Source organism: Chryseobacterium sp. SSA4.19, assembly GCF_022601875.1.
Taxonomy (GTDB): Bacteria; Bacteroidota; Bacteroidia; order Flavobacteriales; family Weeksellaceae; genus Chryseobacterium.
The window spans coordinates 39,860-64,184 of record NZ_JAKVIP010000005.1 but is presented as its reverse complement, the minus strand read 5'-3'; the positions used below and the strand labels follow the sequence as shown (position 1 = coordinate 64,184).

General features: G+C 39.3%; 29 protein-coding genes. 18 read left to right on the top strand and 11 right to left on the bottom strand.

Features of this window, described 5'->3' with window-relative positions:
- The first annotated feature begins 58 nt into the window (after positions 1 to 58).
- Together MKJ01_RS04665 and MKJ01_RS04660 are read left to right on the top strand one after the other, a co-directional pair.
- On the top strand, positions 59 to 517 hold the full coding sequence (locus MKJ01_RS04665; RefSeq protein WP_241612124.1) for an SRPBCC family protein: 459 nt from the start codon (positions 59 to 61) through the stop codon (positions 515 to 517).
- Between the two features lie 6 nt (positions 518 to 523).
- A complete protein-coding gene (locus MKJ01_RS04660) occupies positions 524 to 1,828 on the top strand; it encodes a deoxyribodipyrimidine photo-lyase (protein WP_241612123.1) in 1,305 nt (434 codons plus the stop codon).
- A gap of 15 nt (positions 1,829 to 1,843) precedes the next feature.
- On the opposite strand, the gene MKJ01_RS04655 is transcribed toward MKJ01_RS04660, so the two are convergent.
- The 3 genes from MKJ01_RS04655 to MKJ01_RS04645 all read right to left on the bottom strand — a co-directional run bounded on the left by MKJ01_RS04655 (position 1,844) and on the right by MKJ01_RS04645 (position 4,679).
- Positions 1,844 to 2,350, bottom strand: a complete 507-nt coding sequence (locus MKJ01_RS04655) for a hypothetical protein (protein WP_241612121.1) — start codon at positions 2,348 to 2,350, stop codon at positions 1,844 to 1,846.
- A 240-nt stretch (positions 2,351 to 2,590) separates the two neighbouring features.
- Positions 2,591 to 3,652, bottom strand: coding sequence for a 3-oxoacyl-ACP synthase III family protein (locus tag MKJ01_RS04650; protein WP_241612119.1), 1,062 nt, complete (start codon positions 3,650 to 3,652; stop codon positions 2,591 to 2,593).
- Positions 3,653 to 4,379: 727 nt separating this feature from the next.
- Positions 4,380 to 4,679, bottom strand: a complete 300-nt coding sequence (locus tag MKJ01_RS04645; RefSeq protein ID WP_241612117.1) for a helix-turn-helix transcriptional regulator — start codon at positions 4,677 to 4,679, stop codon at positions 4,380 to 4,382.
- 203 nt (positions 4,680 to 4,882) lie between these two features.
- Between MKJ01_RS04645 and MKJ01_RS04640 the strand changes: the two genes are divergently transcribed.
- Both MKJ01_RS04640 and MKJ01_RS04635 read left to right on the top strand, forming a co-directional pair.
- Positions 4,883 to 5,080 carry a hypothetical protein gene (locus MKJ01_RS04640; protein ID WP_241612115.1) on the top strand — a complete coding sequence of 66 codons (198 nt, stop codon included), beginning with the start codon at positions 4,883 to 4,885 and terminating at the stop codon, positions 5,078 to 5,080.
- Between the two features lie 173 nt (positions 5,081 to 5,253).
- Positions 5,254 to 5,469: a hypothetical protein gene (locus tag MKJ01_RS04635; RefSeq protein ID WP_241612113.1), complete on the top strand. Its 216-nt coding sequence runs from the start codon at positions 5,254 to 5,256 to the stop codon at positions 5,467 to 5,469.
- A gap of 96 nt (positions 5,470 to 5,565) precedes the next feature.
- On the opposite strand, the gene MKJ01_RS04630 is transcribed toward MKJ01_RS04635, so the two are convergent.
- Positions 5,566 to 6,264: a hypothetical protein gene (locus tag MKJ01_RS04630; RefSeq protein WP_241612111.1), complete on the bottom strand. Its 699-nt coding sequence runs from the start codon at positions 6,262 to 6,264 to the stop codon at positions 5,566 to 5,568.
- A gap of 275 nt (positions 6,265 to 6,539) precedes the next feature.
- Here MKJ01_RS04630 and gntA point away from each other — a divergent pair, with 275 nt between their 5' ends.
- Together gntA and MKJ01_RS04620 are read left to right on the top strand one after the other, a co-directional pair.
- On the top strand, positions 6,540 to 7,229 hold the full coding sequence (gene gntA, locus MKJ01_RS04625; RefSeq protein WP_241612109.1) for a guanitoxin biosynthesis heme-dependent pre-guanitoxin N-hydroxylase GntA: 690 nt from the start codon (positions 6,540 to 6,542) through the stop codon (positions 7,227 to 7,229).
- A complete protein-coding gene (locus tag MKJ01_RS04620; RefSeq protein ID WP_241612107.1) occupies positions 7,229 to 7,816 on the top strand; it encodes a DUF1989 domain-containing protein in 588 nt (195 codons plus the stop codon). The genes gntA and MKJ01_RS04620 overlap by 1 nt, the downstream gene beginning before the upstream one ends.
- A gap of 183 nt (positions 7,817 to 7,999) precedes the next feature.
- Here MKJ01_RS04620 and MKJ01_RS04615 read toward each other — a convergent pair whose 3' ends face one another.
- The 7 genes from MKJ01_RS04615 to MKJ01_RS04585 all read right to left on the bottom strand — a co-directional run bounded on the left by MKJ01_RS04615 (position 8,000) and on the right by MKJ01_RS04585 (position 14,025).
- Positions 8,000 to 8,896: an NmrA family NAD(P)-binding protein gene (locus tag MKJ01_RS04615; protein ID WP_241612105.1), complete on the bottom strand. Its 897-nt coding sequence runs from the start codon at positions 8,894 to 8,896 to the stop codon at positions 8,000 to 8,002.
- 10 nt (positions 8,897 to 8,906) lie between these two features.
- Positions 8,907 to 9,836, bottom strand: a complete 930-nt coding sequence (locus MKJ01_RS04610; RefSeq protein ID WP_241612103.1) for an alpha/beta fold hydrolase — start codon at positions 9,834 to 9,836, stop codon at positions 8,907 to 8,909.
- Positions 9,837 to 9,909: 73 nt separating this feature from the next.
- Complete coding sequence (locus MKJ01_RS04605) at positions 9,910 to 10,473, bottom strand: Crp/Fnr family transcriptional regulator (protein WP_241612101.1); 564 nt, start codon at positions 10,471 to 10,473, stop codon at positions 9,910 to 9,912.
- 248 nt (positions 10,474 to 10,721) lie between these two features.
- Positions 10,722 to 11,567, bottom strand: coding sequence for a transporter (locus MKJ01_RS04600; RefSeq protein WP_241612099.1), 846 nt, complete (start codon positions 11,565 to 11,567; stop codon positions 10,722 to 10,724).
- Between the two features lie 112 nt (positions 11,568 to 11,679).
- Positions 11,680 to 12,507 carry an AraC family transcriptional regulator gene (locus tag MKJ01_RS04595; protein ID WP_241612097.1) on the bottom strand — a complete coding sequence of 276 codons (828 nt, stop codon included), beginning with the start codon at positions 12,505 to 12,507 and terminating at the stop codon, positions 11,680 to 11,682.
- Positions 12,508 to 13,479: an aldo/keto reductase gene (locus MKJ01_RS04590; protein WP_241612095.1), complete on the bottom strand. Its 972-nt coding sequence runs from the start codon at positions 13,477 to 13,479 to the stop codon at positions 12,508 to 12,510. It abuts the gene before it with no gap.
- A gap of 135 nt (positions 13,480 to 13,614) precedes the next feature.
- Complete coding sequence (locus tag MKJ01_RS04585; protein WP_241612093.1) at positions 13,615 to 14,025, bottom strand: hypothetical protein; 411 nt, start codon at positions 14,023 to 14,025, stop codon at positions 13,615 to 13,617.
- 271 nt (positions 14,026 to 14,296) lie between these two features.
- Between MKJ01_RS04585 and MKJ01_RS04580 the strand changes: the two genes are divergently transcribed.
- The 12 genes from MKJ01_RS04580 to MKJ01_RS04525 all read left to right on the top strand — a co-directional run bounded on the left by MKJ01_RS04580 (position 14,297) and on the right by MKJ01_RS04525 (position 24,322).
- Entirely contained in the window at positions 14,297 to 15,229 is a 933-nt protein-coding gene (locus MKJ01_RS04580) for a ring-cleaving dioxygenase (protein ID WP_241612091.1), read from the top strand.
- A 104-nt stretch (positions 15,230 to 15,333) separates the two neighbouring features.
- Complete coding sequence (locus MKJ01_RS04575) at positions 15,334 to 16,287, top strand: ring-cleaving dioxygenase (RefSeq protein ID WP_241612089.1); 954 nt, start codon at positions 15,334 to 15,336, stop codon at positions 16,285 to 16,287.
- 1 nt (position 16,288) lies between these two features.
- Positions 16,289 to 16,909: an alpha/beta hydrolase gene (locus tag MKJ01_RS04570; RefSeq protein ID WP_241612087.1), complete on the top strand. Its 621-nt coding sequence runs from the start codon at positions 16,289 to 16,291 to the stop codon at positions 16,907 to 16,909.
- 9 nt (positions 16,910 to 16,918) lie between these two features.
- Positions 16,919 to 17,266: a hypothetical protein gene (locus MKJ01_RS04565; RefSeq protein WP_241612085.1), complete on the top strand. Its 348-nt coding sequence runs from the start codon at positions 16,919 to 16,921 to the stop codon at positions 17,264 to 17,266.
- A gap of 50 nt (positions 17,267 to 17,316) precedes the next feature.
- The gene (locus tag MKJ01_RS04560) at positions 17,317 to 17,628 is read left to right on the top strand and encodes a hypothetical protein (RefSeq protein ID WP_241612084.1); all 312 of its coding nucleotides are present in this window, start codon (positions 17,317 to 17,319) and stop codon (positions 17,626 to 17,628) included.
- A gap of 9 nt (positions 17,629 to 17,637) precedes the next feature.
- A complete protein-coding gene (locus tag MKJ01_RS04555) occupies positions 17,638 to 18,222 on the top strand; it encodes a Crp/Fnr family transcriptional regulator (RefSeq protein WP_241612082.1) in 585 nt (194 codons plus the stop codon).
- 253 nt (positions 18,223 to 18,475) lie between these two features.
- A complete protein-coding gene (locus MKJ01_RS04550) occupies positions 18,476 to 19,354 on the top strand; it encodes a pirin family protein (RefSeq protein ID WP_241612080.1) in 879 nt (292 codons plus the stop codon).
- Between the two features lie 451 nt (positions 19,355 to 19,805).
- On the top strand, positions 19,806 to 20,627 hold the full coding sequence (locus MKJ01_RS04545) for an alpha/beta fold hydrolase (protein ID WP_241612079.1): 822 nt from the start codon (positions 19,806 to 19,808) through the stop codon (positions 20,625 to 20,627).
- Positions 20,628 to 20,671: 44 nt separating this feature from the next.
- Complete coding sequence (locus MKJ01_RS04540) at positions 20,672 to 21,160, top strand: MaoC family dehydratase (RefSeq protein WP_241612078.1); 489 nt, start codon at positions 20,672 to 20,674, stop codon at positions 21,158 to 21,160.
- A 125-nt stretch (positions 21,161 to 21,285) separates the two neighbouring features.
- The gene (locus MKJ01_RS04535) at positions 21,286 to 22,197 is read left to right on the top strand and encodes an alpha/beta fold hydrolase (protein ID WP_241612077.1); all 912 of its coding nucleotides are present in this window, start codon (positions 21,286 to 21,288) and stop codon (positions 22,195 to 22,197) included.
- An 84-nt stretch (positions 22,198 to 22,281) separates the two neighbouring features.
- On the top strand, positions 22,282 to 22,914 hold the full coding sequence (locus tag MKJ01_RS04530; RefSeq protein WP_241612076.1) for a hydrolase: 633 nt from the start codon (positions 22,282 to 22,284) through the stop codon (positions 22,912 to 22,914).
- A 19-nt stretch (positions 22,915 to 22,933) separates the two neighbouring features.
- Positions 22,934 to 24,322 carry an alginate export family protein gene (locus tag MKJ01_RS04525; RefSeq protein WP_241612075.1) on the top strand — a complete coding sequence of 463 codons (1,389 nt, stop codon included), beginning with the start codon at positions 22,934 to 22,936 and terminating at the stop codon, positions 24,320 to 24,322.
- The last annotated feature ends 3 nt before the right edge of the window (positions 24,323 to 24,325 follow it).

The window sequence follows — 24,325 nt, the reverse complement described above, 5'->3', positions numbered from 1 at the left end:
ATTTTAATTTTCTTACCGTGATGTGGTATTCTAATTGCATGTCAATCTGATAAAAGTAATGAAGCATCAGCTCTACCGCGAACAGCAGCTCAACTGCGATATAAAAACAGCATGGAAATTTTTTTCCTCTGCCAACAACCTCTCAGAAATTACGCCGAAAGAAATGAATTTCATCGTGCTGACCCACTTTGATAATGATGAAATTTATAAAGGGATGATCATTGATTATTTTGTTTCGCCTTTATTAGGCATCAAATTGAAATGGAAAACGGAGATCATTCAGGTGGATATGTATAAAAGTTTTACTGATTTCCAGAAGAAAGGACCCTATAAACTCTGGCATCATCACCATGAATTTATAGAAAATGAAGACGGTGTACTGATGAAAGATACGGTAGATTACGAATTGCCATTCGGTTTTCTTGGTGAAATTGCCCACAAGCTTTTTGTGAAGTCCAAACTGGAGCATATTTTTAATTACCGGTTTAAGATTCTGGAAGAACGCTTTAATAAATAAGAGGGTATGGCAACGAAGGAAAATCAAATCAATATTTTCTGGTTCAGAAGAGACTTAAGGCTTGAAGACAATGCCGGACTTTACAATGCCCTGAAAGCAGGATTGAAAGTATTGCCTGTTTTTATTTTTGATCCTGAAATCCTTGATAAGCTGGAGGATAAATCTGATAAAAGAGTCGATTACTTTCACCAGGCTCTGGAAGATATTCACCAGGAATTAAAAAAATATAAAAGCGGGCTCAGTGTTTTCCTTGGAAAGCCTTTGGAGATATTCAGGAAGTTAAGCAAAGATTATACGATACATACCGTTTTCACAAATACTGATTATGAACCTGCCGCTATAAAACGTGATCTTGAAATCGAGAACTTTCTTGAAAAGAACCGGATTGGCTTTAAAAGTTACAAAGACCAGGTGATTTTTGAGAAAGACGAAGTTCTTAAAAAGGACGGAACTCCTTATACTGTGTTCACACCTTATTCCAAAAGATGGAAAGAAGTTTTAGGATCTGGTGCCATTGAAAATTATACTACAGATTTCTCCGGTTTTCTCTCATACAAAGCACCCCAATTTCCCGGTCTTAAAGACATAGGATTTATAAAAACGGATGTTATCTTCAATAAGCCGGCTTTGAAGCCATCAGTTATTGATGATTATGATCAGTACAGGAATTTCCCGGGTCTGGACCATACTACCCGTTTGGGAGTAGCATTACGTTTCGGAACCATTTCTGTAAGGAAATGTGTCCGGTTTGCACTGAAACATAATGAAACCTGGCTGAATGAACTGATCTGGCGTGAATTTTTTATGCAGATCCTGTATCATTTTCCAAAGGTGGTAAACCATCCGTTTAAAGAAAAATATGAACTGATAGAATGTAGAAATAATGAAAAGGAATTTATGCTCTGGTGTGAAGGGAAAACAGGTTATCCTATTGTAGATGCTGGAATGCGACAGCTTAACGAAACAGGTTTTATGCATAACAGGGTAAGAATGGTGGTAGCAAGTTTTCTTACAAAGCATCTTTTGATTGACTGGCGGTGGGGAGAAGCCTATTTTGCCGGAAAGCTTCTGGATTATGAATTATCTTCCAATAACGGGAATTGGCAGTGGGCAGCAGGTTGCGGCTGCGATGCCGCGCCTTATTTCAGGGTGTTCAATCCCTCTGAGCAGACTAAAAAATTTGATAAAGACCAGAAATATATCCGGCAATGGCTTAATGAGGAAGACCAGAATAGAGAGCCTTTGGTCGAACATGTTTTTGCAAGGAAAAGAGCCTTGGAAGTTTATGGAAAGGCGGTGAAATCCAAATAATAAAATTTGGAGGGGTTACAATTTGTTGGTAAGCCCCAGTTTTTTTAATGCGATATCATTCAGATAGATTTCTCCAAAATATGTGAGTGATTCAACATCTTTGAAATTTTGAAACATTTTTTCATTTTTATTGAATGAGAGTTCAATAGATTCATTATATGATGCCGTGATCCTCACAACCGAATACCCGTTGTAAGCAATTTTAAATCCTTCAAAAAGACATTTCTGCTCAGCTTTCTGATACAATTTGTATTCCTCAAAAGTTGCACTGCCTACGCTGTGGTCTGCTTTTCTCCTGTTATGTTCAAGAGATTTCCATGAAGAATAATTCTTAGGTTCTTTTAAAATATTTCCTTTTTGATCTACAGGCACAAACATTCCCAAGGTCAGTGGCTTCTTCAGGAAATTCGCATAATTATTCATCAGCTTTAAGGTCTGAAGATCGGCATATCCTTCATGTGAATAATATTCAATAACAAAATCCGTCATCGGAGTCAGTCTGTGAAAAGCATTAATGGGCATACTTACTTTTTCTTGAGATAAATTAACTGTAATTTTTTTGGGAAAAACGAAGATAGGAAAATTGTTAAAAACGATGAAATTATTTTGAAATTGCTGATTAGAATGATTAAACTTAAGTATAAAAATAAACTTAAGTATAAAAAAAAGATTGATCTCATATTATTGGATGATCAATCTTTTAATTTTTTATCCGGTAATAAAGAAAAAGCTATCAATAAATTTCAGTCGCTTTCTTTGAATTTAAAACTTATACACAAGCGCATTGATGTTCATGCCTGCACCCACCGATGCAAACAGGACGATATCATTCTTTGTAATGCTGTGTTGTTCCAGTTCATCTTTCAGGATCATCGTCAGAAGAGAAGGTATGGTGGCCACACTGCTGTTTCCGAGTTTGCTGATTACCATCGGCATGATATCTTTGGGGGCGGAAAGATCATAAAGCTGGTAAAACCTTTCAACAATTGCTTCGTCCATTTTCTCATTGGCCTGATGGATGATGATTTTGCTCAGGTCATTGATGGAATATCCGCTGTTATCAAGGCATTTTTTCATAGCATCCGGTACATTGACAAGAGCGAATTCATAGATTTTTCTTCCGTCCATTTTTATGTATTTTGTATTGGGACAGTTCTCAGTATTATAGGATTTCCCGAAAAAAAGAAAATCCTTTTCATTGAGTGTATATGAAGCGGAAAGATGGGATTTGATCCCGGAATCATCTTCAGCATTAGCTTCCAGGATGACAGCGCCGGCACCGTCTGCATAGATCATACTGTCACGGTCATGGTCATCCACCACGCGAGAAAGGGTTTCTGCACCGATAACAAGACATTTTTTTGCAATACCTGACCTGATAAATGCATGAGCTTGGATAACTCCTTCAATCCATCCCGGACAGCCGAACAATACATCATAGGCTACGCAAAAATTATTTTTGATTTTTAACTGATGCTTTACCCGCGAAGCAAGGCTGGGCACCGCATCCGACTGAATGCTGCCAAAAGGTATATCTCCGAAATTGTGGGCAAATATAATGTAGTCTAAAGTTTCCGGATCAATTCCTGAATCTTCTATAGCTGAGCGGGCTGCAATAAGACCGAGGTCTGAAGTTACCTGTTTGCTGTTAGCATATCTTCTTTCCTCAATACCGGTAATCTTTTGTAATTTACTGGTAATAGAGGCGTTATCCTCTTTTAACAAAATGCCTTGTGCGCTCAGGAAAATATGCTTGTCAAAAAATAGATTGGTGATGGTTTCTGATGGTATATAATTTCCTACACCTGTGATTTTGCTTGTCATGTCCAAATAAGATTCTAATCTTTCTATAAAAATAAAACAGCTGAATATAGGTTCAGCCTGATATGAATAAACTTCCTTCTTGTAAAAACAAAAACATTAATTATACTAATCCTGTGAATTTATTGTCTTCCGTTTATAAGGTAAGACTATGGTTCAACATTCATTATTTCTTTTAAAATTCATATAAAAAGCAAACTTATAATATGCTGTCAAAAGTTTAATGTTTTCGAAATTCTCTGATAAAGGTAGTTTATTAAAAGTAAATATACTCATAAAAAAAACTTTTATCATAAAAAATTAATATAATTAACAAGGCTATGAATATAATAAAGCAATATAATTACGAATTTTAAAATAGGTGAGATTCCGGGATTCGGCTCCTGCAAACAGCAGCAACTGACTAAAATATAAAACCAATGCTTTATTAAACATTTTTTTTACAGGCTCGAAACTTAGAATATAAAGTAAAGAAAATTTAGTGATAACATTGGTCTGGAAACCCGCTGATGTTTTATAAAGCATCAGAAGGTAAAGGAGACTGGAACCATATCTCAATAATAAAAATTTGAGATTTGATTATATGACATAATTATACAATAGGTGAAGTAAGGCTCTGTCTTCCGCCTCAAAATTAAAATACGGAACGGCAATCAATGAATAATGCTTTCCATATATATTGGAATCGGTTTATTATTTCGGATATGCCAGAATAAAGCAGATTCGGAATTTATAACTCTTCTTCCAGAATGGCTACAATCCTGTCGATCACATCCCGTTTTTTAGATTTCTTATTGTATGTTGCTTTAGGTTCAGAAACAATACTTTGTTGCTCTTTGTTGAACAGTGCATACAGGTCAATCTCCGGATGAGTTTCAATATACCAAGCCAAAAAGCTGAGAGGCATTGCATTCTTTCCTGAAAAATAAAGCTGGATGGATTGCGGCGTAACTCCGTAGGCTTCTGCAACATCCCTCATTGTTTCTCCTTTTCCCTTACTGTATTCCCGTATCTTCTGGTAAATCTTCATTTTTTAAATATGTTTTTTTCTCGTTATTTAGAATTAAAACAATAAAATATTGTAAAATAATCAACAATATGTTGTTTTTCAAATATATAATCGTATATTTGCTTTATAATTGTCTTACGAAACACAGAAACAAAATTACGAAAAAAGGTTTAACAAAATTATTCATTTATATGGGCAAATTGTCGACCCCAAAAAATCGGAAAATGTTCGATGAAAAATTAGATTTCATTGACCGATGGTTACCGGCGCGTTACACAAGTTCAGTAAATATGATCCTGAAAAAAGATAAGAAAAATCCCGCCTATATCAGGCACGTAAAAAACACAAGAACTAATGACGAGAAAATTATCGATGCACTATATAAAGTTGCACAACTCAATAAACTACAGGTAGGAAACTGAAATCCTGATCACTACGACTTTACCGATACATAAACCATAAGCTGTAATATCTGCAATTCTGCCGATTCTGCATGTGGGTTATTAAACAATATAAGCTCAGTTCTGAGTTTGGTTATTGGTTTTTAACCGGCCGCCACAGGGCCGCCGGTTTTTATTTAAACACAATATGAATTATGGAAAAAAAAGACATTACCATTACAGAATGCTTCACATGCGGAGCACGTTATGAAAACTATTTCAATGCATCACCCTGCTGCCGGTCAATTATGATAAAAGTTGATGAAAAGGGAAACCGGACTATGACAACATTTCTCAGTTGTCTTTCTCTTCCCAAATGGGATTTTGTTAAAATAGAAAGTCCGGAGAAGCAAAATGCAGAGCCATCTTAAGTATTTCTATAAGCATATTTAATGTTGGGCAAGAAAGTATAGCAAAGTGTTGATTAATAGTCTGATAAATAATCTTAACTGGAATATATAAATTGTTTAGGAAATAAGAAGCAGCCGGTATTCCCCGTCATTTTCCACAGGTGCCCGATGAACACAAGGTAGCACCGCCTGTTCAGGGTGGTCCACAGCTAATCTCCAGAGATGATTAAGGCCTAAGTTGATAGGCTGAGCATTAGGTATAGACTGATAATGGAGATCGAAATAATTTTCCTTTAAGAATGCTTTGAAATCTTCTTCCGGACCATTATGAAGTGCTTTCAGCTTCTTGCGGATTTCAGGAACTGTTATTTTTTGTACAGCCTGGTCATTAGGCAAAATATCACTTGCAGCACCATGGTAAGTACACAGAAAAGTGTCGGTTCCTATAGGGGAGCGGTCGACATGATAGGAATAGACATCGGTTGAAATAAAATCAAATTCATCGTCCCGTTCATAATTTTTAAGCAAATTAAGAGAAGGCTGGGCGCCGAAACCAGTTAACAGCCGCAAGTCATTTAAAATCGTTTGCCTGGCCAGATCGCCTTTTTCTGATAATGATATCGATAATAGGTCTTCAACAGAAACTTCCGTGATGTTTTCTTGCAGCTGAAGTTTAGACACAATCTCTTTAAAATCTCCGGCGGGATTTCTTTTCCAGCACATTGCATTCACATTTCCCTGGAAGGGCGTATTTACAAGTTCTGAGAAAGATGATACCACTTTAATTTGATGATGGTCAGAAGAAGTATGATTCATAAAATTGAAAAATTTCGGCTGCTTATGCTATGCAAAGATAATGAATGAGCAAAAGAGAAATTAAAGCGTCAGCGTTCTTTTCAATAATAAGAGATGAGTGTTGAACACCATAATAATATCATCATAAATGATAAGTTATGATCTTTAGGTACCACAAATAAGTACCTTAATAAATTTGTAATTAAATAATAATTAATTGATTATGTGTTTGTTGTGGTATGTTATACAATGTTTGAAAGCCTCATGTGGCATAGGCTTTGCGAACTGTACAGAATATGACACCAATCACAACAATACAGAATTCAGATCAGGCATTGATCGCAGAAGATGCTTTCAAAGCCTTTGTAGATGATGCTTCATTCCCATGTGTTGCCGCCAAAGCAGCACTCAATAAGGATCAGATGAAACTATTTGTAGCAGGTCATATCGCATGCCCTAAAGACGATCAGCAGATTTTAGATTTCATTTATGATTTCGTAGATACCTACCGCAATGCAGATAATCATTTTCACACCGCATGTGTTATCTTTCCGGATGCACATGGTGTTGATGAAACTCTATTTGAGCGGTTTTTATGGATGCGGCTTCAGGCATTATCAGATCTTGATGCTAAAAATTATTCTTATGACCGTCGGGTAAGTTCTGATCCGCAGTCGGATCTGTTCAGTTTCAGCTTAAAAGAAGAAGCTTTTTTCATTATCGGTCTTAATCCTTCAAGCAGCCGGTTGGCACGACGTTTTAAATATCCGGCGATTGTCTTCAATCCTCATGCCCAGTTTGAGGAGCTTAGAGAGCTGAAGCGTTATGATAAAATGAAAAACATTGTCCGTAAAAAAGATGTTGCTCTTAGCGGCTCGATCAATCCTATGCTTGATGATTTCGGAGCTGCTTCAGAAGTATACCAGTACAGTGGTATGCAATATAATGACAGCTGGAAGTGTCCGTTTAAACCCAATAATAAATAATGAATACCATATCACCACGCAGCGGTGCTGCCTTTACACTTAAAAAAGGGGAACGTCTGATGATTACCGATATCCAGGGAGAACAGGTGTCAGATTTTATATGTTTCAATCAACACGATACCAAAGAATATCTTTCTTCTGGCAGAACGATTGACTATGCAGAAACTATTTTCCTTACCAAAGGAAATCCGTTTTATTCCAACCGAAGTAATATTATGTTTGATATTATAGAAGATACGGTAGGACGCCATGATTTTTTACTCACTCCTTGCAGTGCCGATACTTTTCGAATTATTTACGGTAATGCTCATCCTCACAGGGGCTGTTTCGGCAATCTTTGCGAGGCGTTGGAACCTTATGGCATCAGTCCGGATGAAATACCGATCTGCTTCAATGTATTCATGCATGTAACGGTAGATGGCGAGACTGGGAAAATCAATGTATTGCCACCTAAAAGCAAAGCGGGTGACCATATCGTAATCGAAGCTAAAATGGACCTGATCGTGGGCATGACTGCATGTTCCGCTGAGATGTCCAATAACTATTCGTTCAAGCCTATAGGATATGCTGTAGAATCTGATGTTTAGTATAATTAAAAAGATAAAATTCAGAAGATGAAACCTGTTTCATCAATATAAAAGGTGCTGTAAAGACAGCACCTTCTCTGCATCCAATATTTTCTTAATAATCTGGTTTAAATTATAAATAAGTACATCTGAATAAATATTGGCTATATGTTATGTTTGACAATAGAGCATATAGGAACTATTTTATTTTACGAATGTTCTTAAATAATCAATACTATGAGTCCATGAAATTCCTTCGTATCTATTATTTGCCAGATGATGATGTTGTGCTGTAAACATGGAGTACATATATTGACTCTGCTGAAATTTGGCGTACAGTTCGTGTTCGCCTGCCGGATCTCCGGCCCGTTGTTTCTTTATCGCTTCAGCAAAATTTTCAAGGCTTGAAATCTGATGGATTTTATATTTCTCTCCGGTTATCTGTTCAATATCAGTCAGCAGCATGTTCGGGCTTACCTGAAAACCGGCGATTTGAAGATTTCTGGGTGAGTGATCATCCAGGGCTGTTTGTGCGGTAAAAGAAGCCGTATTATCCATAGTGGTGAAATCCAGTTTCCAGTCTGCTTTATCTCCCCAATATCCGATACTTTTATCTTTTAGAGTAAGAATGGGTGTATTGTATTGTAGAATATCTGCAAAACAGCCATTGAAAACAGAAGAAACCTGTATAGGAAGCGTATCGATATATTTTCTGAACGTTCTCCGCAAATCAAAATTTCTGTTCTCACCTTCCGGTAAAAGAGTATAATCGGTACAGAACTCAGAAGGGATAAATCTTGGTACGCCTGCTTTTACCGCTCCGGCTGCAATTCTTTTCTGGAGATCAATAATTATATCCTCAAGACCTGCCAATGCAGATACCACGCAGGTCGCTCCATGGCATGCCTCTGCAACAGCATCCACATTATTAAAGTCGACATATTTAATATTAACACCCATTTTTTCAAGCGCTTCAATTTTGTCAGGGTCGGAAGAAGAACGGACTATAGCCTGTACTTCAGCACCATGTTTAATTAATTCCCTGCATATCCTGTTTCCCAGATTTCCTGTTGCACCGGCAACTGTGATTATTTTTTTCATGTATTTTTATTTAAGAGGCTAAAAATGGCAGTATGATATCAAGAACCTGCTGAGGCTGTTCCTCAAAAAGATAATGTCCGCTGTCCTGAATCCCGACAACCTTAACATTCTTTGCCACATGGGGCAGTCCCATGTTCATATAATTAAAACTGATGTAACTCCCAATCCCAAGCACCGGCATGGTCAGCGGCTGGTAATGCTCCGCATCTTCAATATCCTGATGGAAAGTCTGGTACCAGGCATTTGATGCCCTGATGCTTTCTCTGTCGTTGTAGGCTGCTGCATATACCGCTCTTTCAAAACTACTCATTTTGCTTTCATCGATCATAACATATTTGAACAGCCATTCCTGCAGGAGGTGAAAACGACCTTCAAGCAATTGCTCCGGCAGGCCTTTTACCTGGTTGAACCCCATCCACCAGGCATACGGCATTTCAGCATCCATCTTTTCGATGAACGTCCCGGGTGCAGGGATCAACGGCATCTGAAGTATTTCTTTTCCGGGATGTGAACCATCCAGGATAATAAGTTTTTCGGTGGTCTCAGGAAAGTTAAACGCAAAGCTCATAGCTACCATTCCGCCGATATCATGTCCCAGGATGCTAACCTTTTCCAAGCCAAGCTGAACCGCCAGCTGGTAAATATCCGTTGCCATTGTTTTTTTATCATAGCCGGATTCGGGCTTTTCAGAAGTGCCCATTCCTCTCAGGTCTGCAATGATGACACGGTAGTTTTGGGCAAGCTGCATAGCCACTGGATGTAAAGAATACCAGGTTTGAGGCCAACCCGGAAGGCAGATCAGGGGTTGACCGCTTCCGCCTTCAACATAGTGAATCCTCACGCCGTTTACTTCGATGTATTTATTTTCAAATCCGGGAAATTTTTTGATCAGTTCCTCATCAGAGTAATCATGTACTGTAACGTGTGTATTTTCCTGCATACCTTTTTTTATTTTATACTACAAAGGTAAACGGTCTTTAATACGTCAAAACTACCATCTGGTAGGAAATACATTAACGAATGTTTTTTCTTATTCTGCTCAGGGCATTTGGGGTTATTCCCAGAACACTTGCTAACTGCTTAACCGGGATTTTCTGAAGGATTTCGGGAGTATTGATGAATTCAAGATATCTTTCTTCAGCGGTAAGAGTCTGGAACTTTACGATCTGGTCGATCATTCTCACGCAGGTTTCTTCCCATATTTTTCGGCCGAACTCATGCCAGACGGGAATGTGGGCGTATAGGAAATCCATATCTTTTTTATCAATAACAATAAGCTCCGTTTCTTCAATGGCAATCATATTGAACCTGGTCGGCTTTTGCGGATTCAGGCTTGAGATTTCGGTTAGAAATTCATTTTCAAAAACCACCCAGGTGGTGTTTTCATTGGATTCGCCTTCATAAAAAAAGCGGAGCCCGCCTGAAAGAATGAAGAAATACTGATTGGCGATTTGCCCTTTTTTCAGAATCAGTTTTCCTTTAGGCAGTGTTTTCTTCCTGCATTTTGAAAGCACCATAGAGATCTCAGTTTCGTCTATGCTGATGATGGTTTTAATGAATGTTACAAATTTCTCCACGGATTTATTTAAGAGGTTTTATATTAAAGTAAGCAGTTGGTTTTGTAAATGCTGTTTTTGTAATTTTCAAGAATCCTTTTCGGCAGCTTATTGTTTAAGATTTAATAATGAGCTCTAATATACAGGTTTCTTTTTGCATACAGATGTGATATGCTTTTATTTAAATGGTGCGTAAAAATTAATCCGTCTTATAATTACTGAGACGGAATTTCTTTATGATAGTGGAATGTCACCAATATAGATCTGGCTTACAATCGGTACGAAGCTCCGATAAAATAGTGTTTTTCGGCACTGTGCTGTATTCCAAAATTGAATCCGGCATCAAATTTCATGTCTTTTGCCACTTCCATCTGGATGGCAGCATTGATGAAATTTGAAAACTTGTGAGCTTTAAAATCATAAGTATAATACGTTTCTGCTATTCCATCAATACCTTTGATCAGGGAATGGCTGACGGTCAGCGATTGGAAAAATTCAGTGTGCATAGCATCCTGATCTTTGTCTTTAAGCCTGTCTGCCTCTACCTGGAATCCTAATTTCCAGTCTCCGGGCAATTTATACAGCATTGGGACAATCAGTCCAGCTTCGAAGCGGCTGTTGTCATCATATTTTGATGTGGGAAATTTTACATAAGGCAAAATAGCCATGACAAATTTTCCGTGATCATTTCCAATCAGGTTCTGTTTGATCCTGAAGGTCAGGTCACCATGGCCGTCCTGTATTTCAGCATTCGCCGAAGACAGTTCTTTCTCCTTTTGCCGTCCGTAGGTCTGGAAACCGATCTGTATGGCTGTAGAACCGGTGATCCCGATTTTAAGGTTTGCCTGATTAATCAGTAAAGTATGGGTTTCCCTTGAGTCAGATTTTTCCCTTATCATCCTGATGAGGTCCGTTTCATACTGAAAATGTCCTGCATCCACAGTGAAAGGGGATTCGGTCACGTCAGGGCGGTCGGTTTCCATTTCTCTCACCTGTTCTTTCGGTACGGGATTGAACAAAGAGTAATTCGGTTTCGGTTGTTCTTGCGCTGCACATTCTGAAGAAAGAAACAGTGCGCAAAAAACTGATATGAAAGAGTAAAAGTTACTGTTCATTGTTATACTTTAAAAATTGCCGGTATTAATAAAGATAAGACAAATAATAAAAGTATTGAAATTAACAGATGCCACATTTTTACTGTATGTGCATCAACTTAAACGCAGACATTTACCGGGAAACCGTCTCACTTGAATATCCGGAAGGGGATTTGCCGAATTTTTTCTTGAAAGCATGCGAAAAGTGTGACAGGCTTTGGAATCCCAGATCCAGATAGATGGCTGAAGACTTTTGATGCTTGTTTTCTATAAGATACTTTGCTGTAGTTAATCTCTTGTCCTGCAGCCATTGGCGCGGTGGTAAACCGAATGTTTTCTGAAAGTCGCGTTTGAAACCTGCCAGGCTGCGGCCGGTCAGCTGGGCAAATTTTTCAACAGGAATGTTGAACTGGAAATTATTCAGCATAAACTTTTCCAGGTCGATTTTATATGGCTCTGAAAAATCAAATAAAAAGTTACGGAGTTCCGGCAGGGCAAGCAGCAATAATTTAATTCCCTCTTTTACTTTCAGAATCCCCATTTCATCCGTAATCTCTGCGCCTGAGCTTCTGGCATAGGGAATAACCGACTGAAAATAGCCCTGCAGGAATTCATTATAAGGAACCAAAATATTTGCAGGACCGGTATATTTCCGGTCTGCTTCCAGCTTTTCTTCCAATATAATCTTACGCAGCAGGTCTTCCTGAAGAGAGATAACTATGGTTTCGTAGTGGCCTCCTGGTAGCGGCGTTTTCGTAAGGGTACCCAGCTGGTTCCTTCCGATCAGCAGCAATTCGCCTCCGCTTGTGGAAATAGTCTGATCTGAAGTTTCCAGTACAAGCTGCCCTGAAACCTGCAACACCAAAGTGTGATGGTTCCAGAAACAGACTTTTTCTTTCCGCTCGGCAGAGAGGTAAGAGTAGAAAATAACTCCCGGAAGTATTTCAGCTGGACTTTCCATTTAACGTTCCAAATAGGTGCCACCATTAATCGCACCAGGTGCAAAGGTAGTGTTTAAAATATTCATTTCTTCGGGTGTAAATGCAATATCCATCGCTGCCATATTTTCCGGCAGGCGTGACCTGCGGCTCATGCTGACCAAAGGCATGATGTAGTCACCTTGTTCCTTTACCCAGGCAATAGCAAGCTGTGTGGGTGTACAGCCTTTCTGGTATGCCAAAGCCTTTAATACGTCCACTTTTTCTAAGTTGTTAATTAAATTTTCACCTTGGAAACGTGAAAAGTGATTACGGTAATCGTTTTCCGGAAGCGGGGCCTTCATGTCACCTGTCAACAAGCCTTCAGCCGTATTGGCAAAAGCCACTACGGCTATTCCCAGTTCCCTTGCGGCAGGGAGAATTTCATTTTCTATCTGACGGTCGGCAAGCGAATAACCGATCTCCAATGCACTGATAGGGTGGGTGCTGTTAGCCTTGCGCAGCTGGTCGGCTGAAATTTCCGAAACACCAATATGGCGTACTTTGCCTTCTGTAATAAGATCGGCAACAGTTCCGATAATATCTTCCACCGGTACACTGTTGTCCATACGGCTGGGCTGGTAGAGATCGATGGTTTCTATGCCCAGGCGCGTCAGGGAGTAATTGATGAAATTTTTAATAGACATAGGCCGCAGATCCATTCCCAGCCATTGGCCGTTATGGAATACAGCTCCGAATTTTACACTGATGAAGGCGTCATCACGTCTTCCCTTTATCGCTTTTCCTATCAGCATTTCATTATGGCCTGCGCCATAGAAGTCGCCGGTATTCAGGAAATTAATGCCATGGTCCAGCGCTTCACGGATCGTGGCTATACTTTCTGTTTCGTCAGGAACAGGGCCTCCCCATATAGAAGACATACGCATGCATCCCAGACCCAGCCTGGATACGAATGGGCCATTCTGACCCAATTGGATTTTCATATTGTTTTTCATACTACAAATGTAGATGCTCAGGGAAATAAATGTTTTCGTATACGGCTCAAAAATATTGTCTGTACGGCTCAGATAAGAGTGTGAAATATCAGAGAAATACTTCTGATATTAAAATTCGGATAAAATGCTAACACACTAATGATTTACGGTAACAGTATAGTTTTTTGTACTTCCGTCCTCTGCCTGGACCGTGTAGACAACAGGATAGGTAAAGTCATTAGCGGTTATTCGGCTTGTCTGGAACTTGCCGTTTACCAGGACTACAGCTTTTTCAGACACTGTAAAGGCTGGTTTAAGGGAACTGACGTTGGTGTCGGACGGCAAATTTGCAACAATAATATTACCGTTTAAAGACGTATTATAATCGGTGGATAAACTGCTGTTGTCTGCTTTGAAAAATTCAAATGTGAGTATATTCTTTTGTGAGGATTTGATTTTTGCAGCAAGCTCCTCATCGTCACGGTCTTTCTCACAGCTCACCATAAAACAGGCTGAAGCAAAGAAAAGTAAAAAGACTGCAATAAATGGTATTCTGTTTTTATTCATAATGATCTGTTAATGAAATATTTATTCATTATACAATTTGAAGACCAAAAAATGTTAAGTACATTAACGGCTAAATCCTGAAAATTTCTTTTGATTAAAGTCTAAAATAGAATGATAAAATAGAGCAATCCTCCGTGATCGTCAACATTATTTATCTCTTCTGAGGATTTTATCCTTTCATTGTTATCTTTTTGTATTTATTAAACTAGTTAAATGTGCAGAAGTTTCGATCGTCCTACATTTGTCATATCAAAATTAAAGAATCAACAAAATGGAAAATAGAATTTTAGGATTGCACCATATTACCGCAATCGCTGATAACGCAAAAAGAAATTTAGATTTTTATACAAAAATATTAGGAGTAAGGTTAGTAAAGAAAACGGTAAACTTTGACGATCCGGGAACCTATCATTTTTATTTCGGTAACGAAACCGGAACACCGGGAACAATTCTTACGTTCTTTCCGTGGGAAGGAATTGAAAAAGGGACAAACGGAAGCGGTCTGGCCACTCACATCGGATATTCCGTTCCGAAAGGAAGCCTGGAATTCTGGAAAAACAGATTTCAGCAGTTCAATATCAGTTTTCAGGAAAGTGAAATTTTTGGCGAAAAATTAATTTCTTTCAATGATCCGGATGGTTTACAGTTACAGTTCATCGAATCTTCAACGCCGGATGACAGAAAAGTTTGGACGACTGATGATATAAAAGATGAAAATGCTTTGAAAGGTTTCCACAACATTACTTTAACATTGAAAAAAGCTGACCCGACGATTAAAATTTTAACCGACATTTTCGGGTATGATTTACAAAAACAGGAAGGTGAAAGATACCGTTTTGCAACCGATGCGATTGACACGGCAAATCTGGTGGATATTATTGAAAATGACACAATTCCTGCCGGAAGAAATGCAGGAGGAACCAATCATCACGTGGCTTTTAGAGTGAAAAATGATCAGGTTTTAATGGAATTCCGTGAAAAAGTAATGTCTGCAGGGTTGAACATCACTCCGAAAATAGACAGAGATTATTTTTACTCATTGTATTTCCGCGAACCGGGAGGTGTTTTATTTGAAATTGCAACCGATAATCCGGGATTTACAGTGGATGAGCCCCTGAACGAACTGGGGAACAGCCTTAAGCTTCCTAAACAGTATGAGGCAATGCGCGGCCAGATTGAAGAATCACTGCCGAAGTTAACATAGGTCATTCTTTAACATTACAGATTGTTTTAATTTTAAACGATCTGGAAGAATACAAGGGCATATTCATTTTACACTTTACACTCAAACTTTAAGCTTACAAACTCATGGCACTTATCACAGGACTTCATCACGTTACCGCTGTTACAGGCGATGCACAGGAAAATATAGATTTTTATACAGGCGTTTTAGGGCTTCGTCTTATCAAGAAAACCGTTAATTTCGATTTTTCCGATGTCTACCATTTTTATTTTGGAGACGAGTATGGAACGCCGGGGACCATTATGACTACTTTCCCATATGGAAAAGGCTTGGTCAACGGCCGACACGGAAAAGGAATGCTGAATACCACTGCTTTTTCAGTTTCAATGGATGCACTGGAGTATTGGGAGGAACGTCTTTCCCAGTTTAATATTCCTTACAAACAGCCGCAGCAAAGGCTTTCGGGTGAAGTTTTCATATACCTTGAAGACTTTGACGGGCTAGGCCTGGAGCTGGTTTTCAACGATAAGGATGACAGAAAAGGCTATAATAACGGGTTTATTCCGAAAGAATATACCATCAAAGGCTTTCACCATGTGGAAATCTGGTTAGATGCTTATGAACGGACAGCGGCGTTGCTGACTACACAGATGGATCATCAGCTTATTTCGGAAAGTTCAGACAGGTTCCGTTTCGGGACAGAAAATAAACCCGGAAAGTATGTGGATCTCGTATGTACTCCTAATGCATTGAAAGGCCTTGCGGGAAGGGGTACCGTTCACCATGTCGCATTTGCAACGCCTGATGCACAGTCGCAGCTTGAAATGATTGAAAAGCTGAATGCATTTGGGATACAGCATACCGAAGTGAAAGACCGGAAGTATTTTACATCCATCTATTTTAAAGAACCGGGCGGTGTTCTGTTTGAAATCGCAACGTCAGGTCCGGGCTTTGATGTGGATGAAGAGCGGATATTTTTAGGGGAAAGCCTTATGCTGCCCGAACAGTTTGAAGAAAAGAGGGAACATCTGATCGATGTTTTGCCTGCAATTAATTACCCAACAGAAAAATTTAGATAAAATGAATCCTATTTTAGACATAAAAACATCAGGAAAACCTCTGGATCAGGCTGAAAAAGCATTGATCATGATACACGGCAGAGGCGGAAGTGCAAAAGATATTCTGGGTCTTTCAGAGCATCTGAATGTAAAAGATTATGCACTCTTGGCTCCCCAGGCTACGAACGGAAGCTGGTATCCCTTTTCTTTCATTGCACCGGCCGAACAAAATGAGCCCTGGCTGTCATCTGCGATTGAAACCGTAGAAAAAACAGTTACAAAAGTTCTGGATGCAGGGATTAATGCTGAACATATTTATTTCTTCGGATTTTCACAAGGCGCCTGTCTTACACTGGAGTTTTTAGCACGGAATGCACAGAAATTCGGAGGTGCGGCTGCCATCATCGGAGGCGTTATCGGAGAAAAAATTAACCGTGGAAATTACAAAGGCGATTTTGCAGGAATGCCGGTTTTATTAGCAACCAGCAACCCGGATTTTCACGTTCCCGTGGAAAGAGTATATGCCACGGCCAATATTTTAAAAGAAATAAATGCCGATGTTACGGAAAAAGTATACGAAAACTTTGGGCATTCTATCAACCAGGAAGAAATTGAGTTGGCTAATAAAATTATTTTCAGATAAAATAACCAGATGAAAATTACAAAAATATTCAGCGACGTAAACGGTGAATCTCATTTTGAGGATCTGGAAATTCCTTTGGTTGATCAGGGCGAAATCGGATTCCTCTCAGAAGGTATCGATGTAAAAAAACTTCAGTTCAGAAAAGTTCCTGCAGACTATGATTACGATTTTCACTGCGCGCCGCAAAAGCAGTATATCGTATTGCTGGATGGCGGTGTGGTGATAGAAACTTCTCTTGGTGAGAAAAGAGTATTTGAAACCGGAGAGATTCTTTTGGTAGAAGATATTTCCGGGAAAGGCCACAAAACAAAAAACACAGAAAAGAAAGAGCGTACCTCATTATTTATTCACATTTAAATTCATCTGATAGTACTCCTCTTATACAAAAATCCTAAATTTGTATGCCTATGAAAACACTAAGATTTCTGGTGATCGGAAAAAACATTGAAATTCTTGATACCTTAAAAAGAGTAATCGAAAATAATGAAGGCTGGAAAGCGGAAACGATGAATGATGAAAATGCCTGTTATGATTATATAAGAGAACATCAGCCAAATATTATTCTTTTGAGTTCCGGTCTGGAAGACAAGTTTGAAAAAGAGATTAAAGTTTTTTGTGAAGATTTTGATGGAAAAATTAAAGTGATCGATCATTACGGCGGAGGAAGCGGATTGCTGAAGAATGAAGTATACAGTATTTTTCCTAATTTGCAGCCGTAAACTTTATGTATGTTTGAAGATATCATCAGGAATGTAACACGATTTATAAGCCTTACTCAGGAAGAGGAAAATTTTTTCACAGATTTGCTGGTTTGTCAATCCATCCCGAAGAAAACCATTTTATTGCGGGAAGGTGAGGTCTGCCAGTTTGAAGGCTATATCCACAAAGGCTGCGTGCGTGTGTATTATCTTGATGATAACGGCTTTGAAGTTACGATCCTTTTTGCCATCGAAGACTGGTGGATCAGCGATATTGCATCGTTCCAGGACCAGAAACCTTCCAATCTATACATAGAAACCATTGAAGATTCAGAAATCCTGGTACTGAATCCCATTACAAAAGAGAAACTGTTGAAGGAAATCCCGAAATTTGAAAGGGTCTTCAGAATGCTGGTGCAGAGAAATCTTTTCACTTTGCAGAACCGTCTGGTTAATACCATTTCAAAAAGTGCATCAGACAGGTACCTGGAATTTATAAAAGTATATCCTACTATTCCGCAACGTGTAGCGCAGTATTATATTGCTTCTTACTTAGGCGTTTCCAAAGAATTTGTCAGTACCATCAGGAAGCGATTAGCCAGCAAGGAGAAGTAATGTATGGGTGAAAAATATGCAATTCCATTCCTGAATAAGTTGACGGAAATTCAAGGAATTTTTAAAGGGTGGCTTATACATCATGTATAAGCCACACCGTTTTTTTCTTTCTCCCTTCATTTACACATCAGAAAATACCACTTAAACGCCTAAAAGTTTCCGTAAAAAATTGAATTTATTAAACCAGTTAAATGCACAGCAGTTTCAATCAATCTACATTTGTCTTGTGAATAACAGATAAATACTAAAAGATATGGACAGAAAAGATTTTTTAAAGAAAGGATTGCTGGGAACAGGAATGTTTGTGGCATCCGCATCGCTGGGCAATACCATGAAAAATGAAATCGACGAGATTGAACCTCTGGAACCGATCGGGTACAACCACCTTCCAAATCCTGAATCGAAACTGAAAGATAATTCTGTACTGCATAAAGCAGAATCGCGGGGAAAAGCGGATCATGGCTGGCTCGTAAGTAACCATACCTTCAGTTTTGCCAATTACCATAATCCGGAAAGAATGCATTTCGGCGTTCTGAGGGTTTTAAATGATGACATCGTAGAAGCGGGAAGAGGTTTCGGTACCCATCCTCATGATAATATGGAAATCATCAGCATTCCTCTTGAAGGCGATCTGGAGCATAAAGACAATATGGGAAATTCAACAGTTATTAAAAGCGGAGATGTTCAGGTAATGAGCGCCGGAACCGGGATTATGCACAGTGAGTTCAATAAAAACAGTGACAGCCTGGTGAAATTCCTTCAGATCTGGGTATACCCGAATAAAAGAAACGTCACTCCCAGATATGACCAGATTACTTTGGATAAAACAAAAGGCCAGAATACATTCCAGCAGATACTTTCTCCTGATGCCGGTGATGAAGGGGTCTGGATACACCAGAATGCATGGTTCCATATAGGGAATTTTGAAAACAATAAAGGGACTCATTATCAGATCAGGAAAAAAGGAAATGGCGTATATGTTTTTATTCTGAAAGGAAGTGCGGAGATTGCAGGTCAGGCTTTAGATGCAAGAGACGGATTCGGTGTCTGGGATATTTCCGGTATTGATATTAAGTCTACCGCTGAAAATACAGAAATCCTTCTGATGGAAGTTCCGATGACTTTATCATAAATGTACGAACCTATTGAGCTAGGAAATGTCATCTTTCGTACATTATGGCTGATTACACAGAGATCCATACAAATAAAAATCTGCTGGATCAGGTTGAATCTGCGAGCGTATCTTCAATAATAAAATTTAAATTCAGTTAAATTTAAAAATTGTTTTTAAAACGCCTCTATACCTATACATTAATGATCTCAAATCATCTATAATCAGCAATGCTGGCCTTTTACATTGGCTGGCATTTTTAGTTGACCTTCAAAATATTATTTTCGCTCATATCTTGTGAACAGGTATTAAATTTATACAATTTATAATAATTCCTTCATAAAATTACGATATTTCGTAATTAATTTTTTTTACAATTTTTATTAAAATAATGTAAATCAGTCAGTTGTGTTTTTGGGTTTGTTTTTGAAATATTTAGTTTGAATTATCATTAATCAAAAAAAATTATAAAATGAGTACACTTACATTAAAAGACGGAACAGAAATTTTTTACAAAGATCAAGGGAAAGGACCAGTATTGATGTTTCACCACGGATGGCCTTTATCATCAGACGATTGGGATGCACAGGTAATTTTCTTTTTACAGAAAGGTTACAGAGTCGTTACTCACGACAGAAGAGGTCACGGTAGATCCAGCCAGGATATTTATAACCATACGATCGAGCAGTACGCTTCCGATGCCGCTGAATTAGTAGAATTTTTAGATTTGAAAGATGTGGTGCACATCGGCCACTCAACAGGCGGCGGCGAGGTGATCCGTTATGTAAACAAATATGCCAACGGAAGAGCGAAGAAAGCCGTATTGATCAGCGCAATTCCTCCGGTAATGGTAAAAAGCGAAACGAATCCCGACGGTGTTCCGATGGAAGTATTCGATGGCATCAGAGAGCAGACGATGAACAACAGGAATCAATTCTATTATGATCTTACATTTCCATTCTACGGATACAACAGAGAAGGCGCTGATGTGAAGGATGGTGTTCAGAGAAACTGGTGGAGACAGGGACTCATGGGCGGAATCGTGGCACATTACGACGGAATCAAAGCTTTTTCTGAAACAGATCTTACGGAAGACTTGAAAGCGGTTGATATTCCTGTTTTGGTGATGCACGGCGAGGACGATCAGATCGTTCCGATTACCAATGCAGCCCTAAAATCCATCAAATTACTGAAAAACGGAAAACTGATCACGTATCCCGGTTTCCCTCACGGAATGCCAACGACAGAGCATCCGACCATTAATAAAGACCTTTTGGAATTCATTACTGAATAATTCAATCCGATCCAACCGCATTTATTCTTAAAAATTTAAGGTCTATGGAAAATTCAGAAATTCAGGAACCGGGATTCAACCCTGAAGATTTTGCGATCGTTAAAGCCCGTACTTTTGATGAATTGGTAATCGGAGAAGTTTTCAGAGCGCCAAGCAGAACGCTTACTGATGCGCACGCTTCAGCTTTCCAGACGGTTTCCTGTGATAACCACCCGATTCATTATGACGCAGAATACGCAAAAAGATTCGGTCACGAGGCGCCTGTGGTTCACGGTTTACAGGTTTTGGCATTCACTGCTCCCGGAGCAACGCTGCTTCCCCATTATTTCGGAAATGTTTTCATTGCTTTTTTAGAATTATCCTGTAATTTTTTAAAAGAAGTACATTCAGGAGATACTCTGTATTCTTCGTTGACCATTACCGACTTAACACCACAGGGAGATAAGGGAATCGTTACGACCAAAGTAACGGTTTATAACCAGAAATCTGAACTTGTGCTGGAAGGTCAGCATAAATATTTACTGAAAAGATAAAATTTCTTTGAATCAGCTGTCTTGATATGTATAGCCGGCTGATTCAAATTCCATCATCAATTAATCCATCAATTCCGACAGATTTAAAAATGAATCTGCCAAATCAACCTTTAAAAAGTATGATCATGAAACTAAAATCAATTCTTGGCACTGCGATGTTATTAGCCGCCGTATTCTTTACAAATATTAGCGCACAAAATACAGTGAAATCTGCAAAAGCCAGAGCAGAATACATCGAAGTGGAACCTAATGTAAAACTTCACGTAACCGATCTTGGCGAAGGTAAACCGGTAGTGCTGATCCACGGTTATCCGGTGAGCGACGTTTCCTGGGAATATCAATATCTTCCTTTGGTAAAAGCGGGTTACCGTGTGATCGGGATCACTCTGAGAGGCTTCGGGCAGTCAGACAAACCTTACGGAAAATATAATTATGACCAGTTTGCTTCTGATATCAAAACGGTGTTAGATAAGCTGGATATCAAAGATGCTACTTTAGGCGGGCATTCAATGGGGGGTGCAATCGCTTTACATTACGTGGCAAAATATAACGCCGCACACGTTAGCAAGCTGGCATTGTTCGCTGCTGCAGCACCGGTTCATACCAAAAAACCGGATTATCCTTATCCGCTATTTACCAAAGAAGAGATCACGAAATGGGTAGACCTTGTCAGCGTAGACAGACCGGGATTATTAAACACGATTGGTGAACGTTTCGTCTTATCCGCAACTTCAGTGTCACCGGGAATCGGAGCCTGGTTAGGCGGAATTGAAATGCAGTCGTCTGCTTATGCCATGGAGCAGGCATTAATCGCCTTACGTGATGAAGACCTTCGCGGAGATCTTCCGAAAATAAAAATTCCTACGCTCATTATGCAGGCAAAACAGGACCGTATCGTAGCCTATGCCCTGGCAGAGCAGATGAATAAAGCCATCAAAGGCTCTAAGCTCATCCCTTTCGAAAACAGCGGGCACGCCTTGTTCCTGGAAGAAAAGGACAAATTTAATGAAGAATTAATTAAATTCTTAAAACAGTAATTAACCTCAATGCCTGTGGCAAATGGGTTACGGGCATTTCTTTATTTCTAAATTTTAATTAAAAAAATACTAAAATAAACTTTTATGAAACCATCATCCAACTTACTTTCTCCTGAAAATCATGCATTAGTATTAATTGATTTTGAAGGGCAGATGGCCTTTGCCACAAAAAGTATCTCAATGAACGAACTGCGTAACAACGTGGCGGTAATCTGCGGAGCTTCCAAAATTTTCAATGTTCCCACGGTCATCACTACGGTGGCTGAAGAAAGCTTTTCAGGACCCGTTTTTCCCGAAATCGAAGAAGCTTTTCCTATGGCGACTTCAGGATATATCGACAGAACGAGCATGAATACCTGGGAAGATGAAGCTGCCTATAAAGCAATCGTCGGGAAACAAAAAAAGAAACTTGTTCTTGCCGGTTTATGGACGGGCGTTTGCATCGTGGGACCGGCGTTGTCAGCCCTGGAAGAGGGGTATGACGTATTCGTGATCACCGATGCCTGCGGGGATGTGACCGATGAAGCGCATGAAAGAGCGGTACAGAGAATGATCCATTCGGGAGTGAAGCCGATGACTTCAATTCAGTATATTCTTGAGCTTCAGAGAGACTGGGCGCGCCAGGAAACGTATGTTGCGGTGACCGATCTGATGAAAAAATATGGAAGTTCTTACGGCTTAGGGATTCATTATGCCCACAAAATGCTGAAACACTAATATTTAACATCCCTATTCAATGTTGAAATCTTCGCATTCCATACCTCTCCTGAAAATTACAATCCTGGCCTTCTTTTGTTTTTCCGGAATTTTCTGGGCACAGAGTTTTAAACTTTTGCGCTATGATGAAAATTACGAATATTTAAAGGATTCGGCAGGCACATTTTACAATAGGGTTAAGTTTTTTCCGCTTGATGAAAAGAAAGACGTCTATCTGTCTTTCGGTGGTGAAGCGCGGTATGAATATGTGGATTTCAACAATGAAGATTGGGGAAGGCAGAATATCGGTCACAACAATTTTCTGCTGCAGCGTTACGATCTCCATGCAGATCTGCATATAGGAAAAAATTTCAGGGTGTTTTCACAAATCCGGAGCGCTCTGCAAAACGGCCGGAAAAATGGTTCAAGAGGTATTGATGAAGATCAGCTCAGCATTCAGAATTTGTTTATTGATGCCAATGTAATTCACAAAAACAATCAGAAGCTCACGTTCAGGATAGGCCGGCAGGAGCTGGACTACGGTTCCGGAAGATTGATTTCAGTAAGAGAAGGGCCGAATGCCAGGCTTTCCTTTACCGGAGCCAAAGTGATGTTTACTCACGAAAATGTATCGGTGGATGCCTTTGCAATGATGGCTGATAGCATTAACACAGGTGTTTTTGACAACAAAATTTCAAAACAGCTCAATCTTTGGGGAACTTATGCTAAAATCATTATTCCGGCGGCCGGAAATCTCGATCTCTATTATCTCGGGATCAGGAGAGACGAATCTGTATTTGAAGCAGGAACAGCAAGAGAAAAGCGCCATACCATCGGAGGAAGGCTCTGGAAATACGGCGGCGGATTTATTTATAATCTGGAAGCGGCTTATCAGTTTGGAACCTTCGGAAATGACAATATCAGGGCATGGACGGGTTCTGTAGATATTGGGTACCTCTTTGAAAATGTGAAGTTTAAACCAAGTATTAATCTGAGAAACGATTATATTTCGGGTGACAAATCCAAAGGAGACGGGAAACTCAATACTTTCAATCCGTTGTATCCGAAAGGGGGATATTTTGGCTTCAGCCCGCAGGTCGGCCCGGTCAATCTCATTGATATTCATCCGTATGCAACGCTGGATTTAACTTCTAAACTCAAAATGCAGGCTGATGTCGTTTTCAACTGGCGATATTCCCTGAATGACGGCGTTTACAGGCCAAGCGGTGTTTTGAACCGGCCCGGCAGCAGCTCAGATAAAAGATATATCGGAACAGCCTATTTAATGAATTTTACTTACAGTTTCAGCAGGTATATCTCGCTGGTGAGCGGAATTCAGTATTTCCGGAAAGGCGAATTCATCGAAGATATTATTCCGAATGCAAAGAGCGGGATATTTTATAACATCCGATTAGGTTTTAAATTTTAATTA